4 protein-coding genes and 1 riboswitch are annotated in these 6,336 nt (G+C 51.7%); of the genes, 1 reads left to right on the forward strand and 3 read right to left on the reverse strand.

What is annotated here, in order from left to right; all coding sequences use genetic code 11:
• Positions 1–281: 281 nt before the first annotated feature.
• The 3 genes from gcvT to Q0482_RS05975 all read right to left on the reverse strand — a co-directional run bounded on the left by gcvT (position 282) and on the right by Q0482_RS05975 (position 3,674).
• Positions 282–1,367, reverse strand: coding sequence for a glycine cleavage system aminomethyltransferase GcvT (gene gcvT, locus Q0482_RS05965; protein WP_299144632.1), 1,086 nt, complete (start codon positions 1,365–1,367; stop codon positions 282–284).
• 59 nt (positions 1,368–1,426) lie between these two features.
• Positions 1,427–1,512: riboswitch (glycine riboswitch) on the reverse strand.
• 199 nt (positions 1,513–1,711) lie between these two features.
• Positions 1,712–2,269 (reverse strand): hypothetical protein, encoded by a 558-nt coding sequence (locus Q0482_RS05970; protein WP_299144635.1) that lies wholly within the window; start codon positions 2,267–2,269, stop codon positions 1,712–1,714.
• An 88-nt stretch (positions 2,270–2,357) separates the two neighbouring features.
• Positions 2,358–3,674, reverse strand: a complete 1,317-nt coding sequence (locus Q0482_RS05975) for a hypothetical protein (RefSeq protein WP_299144638.1) — start codon at positions 3,672–3,674, stop codon at positions 2,358–2,360.
• A 439-nt stretch (positions 3,675–4,113) separates the two neighbouring features.
• Here Q0482_RS05975 and Q0482_RS05980 point away from each other — a divergent pair, with 439 nt between their 5' ends.
• On the forward strand, positions 4,114–5,844 hold the full coding sequence (locus Q0482_RS05980) for a GGDEF domain-containing protein (RefSeq protein ID WP_299144641.1): 1,731 nt from the start codon (positions 4,114–4,116) through the stop codon (positions 5,842–5,844).
• Positions 5,845–6,336: the final 492 nt, after the last annotated feature.

Consider the following 6,336-nt stretch of genomic DNA (forward strand, 5'->3'; position numbering starts at 1 on the left):
TTAGAATAATCTTAACTTGACAGAAAAAATTTACACAAAGGACTTGACAGACCCAATGTTCAGCGTAATTTATGCAGCAGAAAGCTCATCCCGTAACGCTGACTTCATACTCATCGGCCAAAGGGCGATACCACCACCCCTCGGCCCATAGGGCCGTCGCCCCCTGCTATACAACCCGCCGACGGATGTCGGCCACAACCTTCGGGGCCTTCGGCCCCGTCAACCTTTCCCCTTTGAACCTTCTGCACCTTCTGAACCCTCACGCCCAAAGGGCGTGTCCCTTACTTCCTCTTATAGAACGGAAGCGGCACCACTTCACAGGCCACTTTTCTTCCTCTTACGTCCGCTTCCACGGTGTCGCCTATCTTCACGCTTCCCTTTTCCACCAGCGCCATGGCACAGGCGCCTTTGAGATAGGGGCAGTAGGTGCCGGAGGTCGTACGGCCAATGACCTTGTCCCCCAGATATACATCCTCCTCTTCCCTGACAATACCCCGGCCGGTGACTTTAAGGCCGATGCGCTGCCTTTTCGGCGGACAGGTAAGGAGGGCCGGAAGGCCGATGAATTCTTCTTTATTTAATTTCACGGCGAAATCAAGGCCCGTTTCCAAAGGGCTTACTGTCTCATCCATTTCATGTCCGTAGAGAGGCATGGCCGCTTCCAGCCGAAGGGTATCCCGGGCGCCCAGGCCACAGGGCAGGAGGTCATCGCCTCCTTTTTCCAAAAGAAGGTCCCAGATGAGACCCACCTTATCTGCAGGGCAGAAGATTTCGTAACCGAATTCGCCGGTATAGCCCGTCCGGGATACCAGGCAGTCCACACCGCCTATGATGACATGCTCCTTTTCGCTGTAGTATTTCTCCGGCAGTTCTCCTCCTTCCACCAGTGCAGGAAGGAATGATTTTGTCATAGGTCCCTGCAGGGAAATAAGGCCTGTTTCTTCAGAAATATCGGTAAACTTCGTGTCCGGCAGCAGGTTTGCCCTCATGTGGGCCGCATCCTTGTCGTGAGTGGCAGCGTTGACCACTACCATGTACCGGTCTTCTCCCAGATGGTACACAATCAGGTCGTCGATAACGCCGCCTTCCTCATTGAGCATGGTACCGTAGCGGACCTTCCCTATGGCAAGGTTTGTGTAGTCATTGCTCAGAAGGTGATTCAGGGATGCCAGGGCTCCTTTGCCTTCAAAGAGCACTTCTCCCATGTGGGATACATCAAACATGCCCATTTTCGTCCTCACTGCCATATGCTCCGCCAGAATGCCCTTGCCGTACTGCACAGGCATGGTGTAGCCGCCGAAGGAAACCATTTTTCCTTTCAGTGCCACATGCCGGTCATATAAAGGTGTCTTTTTATCCAAATCCATCGCTCCCTTCTGATTTCTGCGCCTTTTTTCCAACAAAAAAAGGCGCACTGAAAAATAATCAGTGCGCCTCTGTCCTTTGACCTGAAAGATAAGGGAAATCCCTGCTTCTTCGGTGCCCGTTTCCAGGCTCTCCAGAGGTTAGTCCAACTGCCGGTCCTTTTACCTGAGAGTTTCTGCCCCTTCGGTGTCCGCCTTTCACGACTCTCCCGGCATCTTCATCCCTGCATAGAATGAATGATTCGCCATTGAATCCTGTGGAATTCTTTCTTAAGAATAGCACAGCCCACGAGAAATGGTCAATAGAATTTTTTAATAGCAGAAATATGGGAAATCGGGGTACTCTCTCAGAAAGCTGCTCCCCCTGCCACCGGCATGACCCGGTCGCTGTAGTAATGTTCCGTCATGTCCACAAAATAGCCGGCAAGAATGTGGCTGAATTCCTCTTCGCTCATACCTTCGCCGGTCACTGCAAATGCATAGGCGCCGCAGGTCCAGCGGGCGGTATAGGTTTTCTCGTCGGTCTTTGCCACATACACCGTGGAATGGGCGATTTCCTTTTTCTCCCATTTACCGGTGTAAACGCCGCTGATATCCTCGCCGCCGTTCTTCCTGTCCCGGAGGGCACTCCGGACAGTGAGCCTTGCGCCGTCATCATTGCTGTAGCGGATGTCAGCCGTCTGACGGCTGATGGCGATATAGCTGTCCACCTTGTAGCCAAAAGACTTCGTCAGGAAGAGGGGCTGAAATCCCACCACCTGTCCCAGTCTGCCGTAGCTGTCATACTCCACCAGGGGATTGGGGATACCGATGCGCGAAGGCATCCTGGCCTCACTCATCATGGCCGGCATAAAAAGGGCTGCGCCCAGAACCATAACCGCTGCTGCTTTTACCCATTTTTTCATCTGATTTCCTTCTTTCATGGGATTGACATTCATGAAATGAATTATAGCCTAAAAGCGACCAGTAGTCAATTCATAAAATGTAAAGACGTTATACTTTCCATTTCCACAGCTTCACACAGCGTTTCTGCAGGTCCTTCGGCAGCATATCATAGGCTTCCCGAAGACCGTTTTGGATGAAAAGCGGAACAGACATAAACTCATCATCCTTCATGCCGCGCATCATGGATATCAGGCGCTTAAAATCCTCTTCGTCATCGTCATCATCGTCATAATCATCGTCGTCCCCATAGTCATCATTCATGGGGCCTGCTGCAGAGTGTTCGAGGAAATCCTCACAGGCATCCTCCACCCACAGGTCGTCCTGGGTAAAGGTCAGCTTGATACCGGTCTTTTTACAGAAATCCTCCAAAAGGCTGTAGGTCCACTCATTGCATACCCTGATTTCATGGGGCGCATACCGAGTCTGAATCATCTGCTGCGCCAGCTCCCGAAGAACTTCCATACCGGGCTCCTTGAAAGCTTTCATGTAGAAAATCTGGTCATCCTTCGGCGCGCCTGCCATGAACACCCAGGGCCAGATAAGATGACTCTGCACTTCCTCAAGGTCCTCTTTCTTTTCGTCATCTTTAAAGCCTTCCTCCATCACCGGAGCATCGGTCATAAAGAGATTGCACTCCATGACCCCTTTCTTTTTGGTAATAAAAGGATGAATCTGGTGGGCAAGCACTTCATACTCAAAAGGGACAGGCTCAAAAGCAAACATTTTCCGCTCCGGCGCCTCAATGATGTCTCTCTCATAGGACCCGTCCGGCAAGGGTTTGTACAGCACTGCATGGGGTCTCACGTCGTAAGGCAGATACTCTTCGTAAAGGCGGGTAATCTTTTCCGGATGAAGGGAAAGCCAGTTCAGCAGGCGGAAAGCCTCTGCCACCCTCTCCTGGTCCTCCTCATTAATGATATTCCGGGGAAGACGGCGGGGAATGGATTTAATCACCATGAAATAATTTCCCTTGCCATACATGCGGATGCCATTCCTCTTTTTATAGCGGTCAATGGCCGTGGTCCAGGCCTGGTCGATTTCATTCTTGCTGCCAAAATCCACATGAAGAAAAGAAGTCATATGAAACCGCACTTTCTCCTCTGCTGTCAGTCTGCCCAGAGGATCATCGTCGAAACAGAAAAAATCATCCTCCGATTCCCCTATATCTTTGAGGGCATAGTAGGAATCTATCTCCCCGCTTCTAAACAGCTCTACCCCCAGCTCTTCACCAACGCAGATATACTCGATATCCCCGTCCTTCCTCTCCAGGGCAAGCAGCCCGTTATCATCCAGTTTTCTCCAAACTTTGTACTTCCTGTATTTAAGGATCTCTTCTATGACTTCATCCTTCACCAGTGCCATCATGTTCTCCTTTATTGAACGAAATAAAAATCCATTTATCCCTATAGTATCCGATACCTTTATGCCCTGTAAAGGAAGAAATGGGAAGTTCTGCAAAAAAGACTGTGAAAAAGCACAAATGCTTTCACCGTCCTAATGAGCCGGTGAACCAGGGAAGCACTGATTAAATCGTTATCGGATTTCATTCTTGTATTTTTATTCAATGCAAGGAATCAGTCGACGCGAATAGCGAGCTATTTAAGGAGACTGATGACGCAGTATTGGATAAAAATACATATGAAATTCGATTCTGCGAATTAATCAGTGCTTCCCTAGGGAAGCACTGATTAATTCATAGAGCATGCTTTTATTCCTATCAGAAATATGATAAACTTCTTCCTGTCTTTCATATATATGTTAAAATAAAAAGCGAAATAAAAATGACAGTCAGGAGCGAATCGGTATGGAAAAACAGGAATGGTGGCTTCCCAAAGAGCAGAAAAACAGAAAAGCCTTCTACATCTTTGCCCTTTTCTCCTTTTTTATTCTTTTTCTTCTACTGGTGAGCGCCTACTACATGACCCATGAAACAAAGTACAACGAGTACCGGGTAACCGATGCCATTTCCATGGACCTCATAGAACCGGACGGCAGTGTGAAGGAAAACATATCCCCGGCAGATGACTTCCCGGAGGGGAGCCGCGTACGCATCCATGTGCCCATCCCCCTTCACTCCGACCGGCACCAGTACATGCTGGCCTTCACCACCATCCGTACCTACCCCACCGTTTTATACAACGGCCACATTCTGTACTCCATCAGCGAATCCGATGTACCCCGGAGCCGCCATTTCGGTTCCATGATCTGCATGGTAGAGCTTCCTCCTGTTGCCTATGGCTCCACTGTCACTATAGAAGAAGAAATGCTTGACCACAATCCCCGCCCCTTTCTGGGCAGCATCCTCGTCATGCCTACTAAAAAGAGTTACACCTACTACCTGCAGGGAGAAGGGCTTCTCTTCGTCCTTTATCACACCCTCCTCACCCTGTCCCTGGCTGCCATCCTTATCTTCCTGTGTCTGAAGAAAAAGGGCTTCGTAAAGAAAGGGCTGGCCCTTTCCCTCTTCCTGGCCTCCTTCGTACTCTGGGGCCTGGGCTATCATCACATGCTGGGCTTCTGGATCCGAAACCAGAACCTCTGCTCCGTTATCGAATACGGCTCCCTTTTCTTCCTCCCTGCCCCCTTCCTTTACTACCTCTACCTCTCGGAAAATAACAGGCGGAGAAAAGCCATTTACCACCGGCTTTCCCAGTGGTTTCTTCTGCTCTTCACCTCCGCCATCCTGCTGCACCTGGAAACACCCCTCACCCTGGATGACATGCTCCCCCTGCTTCACCTTTCCATCCTCCCGGCATGTCTTTTCGTGTGCTGGTACCAGCTCCATCCCCTGGGAAAAGAAGAAATCTGGAGCTTCATCATCCGCTGGGGCATCCTTATTTCCGCCGGAGCCGCCGGCATAGATACCGCCCAGTACTACATCGCCCCCGCCCACGATCCCCTGCAGATTCATATCATGCAGGCCCTGGCCACCTGGGCCCTTCTGGTCTTCGTCCTTTCCGTCACCCTGTCCTACTTCCTCCAGATCCTGGCCCAGGCAGAAGAAGCGCAGGAGAAAAAAGCAGCCCTCCGCATGGCACGGCATGACGCCCTCACCGGTCTTCTGAACCACGGCGGCATCTTCCACGCAGCAGAAAAGCTGGACAGCAAAAAATCCTATGCCCTCCTCTTCATGGACCTGAACGGTCTCAAAGAAGTGAACGACCTCTACGGCCACATGGCAGGAGACAAACTCCTGTGCCGCACAGCAGACATCATCCGGAGCACTGCCGGAAAAGGCGCCTTCTGCGGCCGCCTGGGCGGCGACGAATTCATCGCCATCCTCCCGCCGGAAAAAACATCATCCATCCCTGCCATCGCAGACGAAATCCAAAAGAAACTGAAGGCGCTGAAAGGCCTGCCCCATATGCCGAAAGACCCCTCCGCCTCCTTCGGCTGGAGCATCCACGCCCCCGCCCAGCCCCTCACCTTTGAAGACCACCTCAAAGAAGCGGATGACCGTATGTACCAGGCAAAAGAAGAATACAAGAAATCCCACCCTGTGGAAGCAGGAAGAGTATTCATAAGGAAGAAGTAGAGGGCCGCTCCTCGGCCCGGGTTCAGAGGGTTCAACACCCATTCTATTGTGCCCCCTCGAAGAGGGGGAAGGTGGTACGCAGTACCAAAGGGGGCCCACAACGGAAGGTTGACGGAGCTTCGCTCGGAAGGTTCTTAAGTTTGACGGGCCTTTGGCCCGAGGGTTATGGTATCGCCCTGACGGGCGATGAATCTTATAATGAAGCCTTGCGGCTGCCCCCTTCCGGCTCGCTGTACTCGCCACCCACCCCTTAGACAGGGGTGGGAAGGGATGTAGTGACGCGGTTCCTTTTTTCCTCCATAAACTTGCCCACCCCCGCACTCGGGGGGTGGGGGACCACGTAGTGGTGGAAGGGGGCGCCGCTGCAGGCGGCAGGACTAAAAAAGAAGGCACCTTAAAAAATAAAAGGCGCCTATTTATATCAGCTGCCGCAGGCAGCTAACCCCTTCCGGCTCGCTGCGCTCGCCACCCACCCCTTAGACAGGGGTGGGC

The organism is uncultured Dialister sp. (assembly GCF_937959425.1).
Taxonomy (GTDB): domain Bacteria; phylum Bacillota; class Negativicutes; order Veillonellales; family Dialisteraceae; genus Dialister.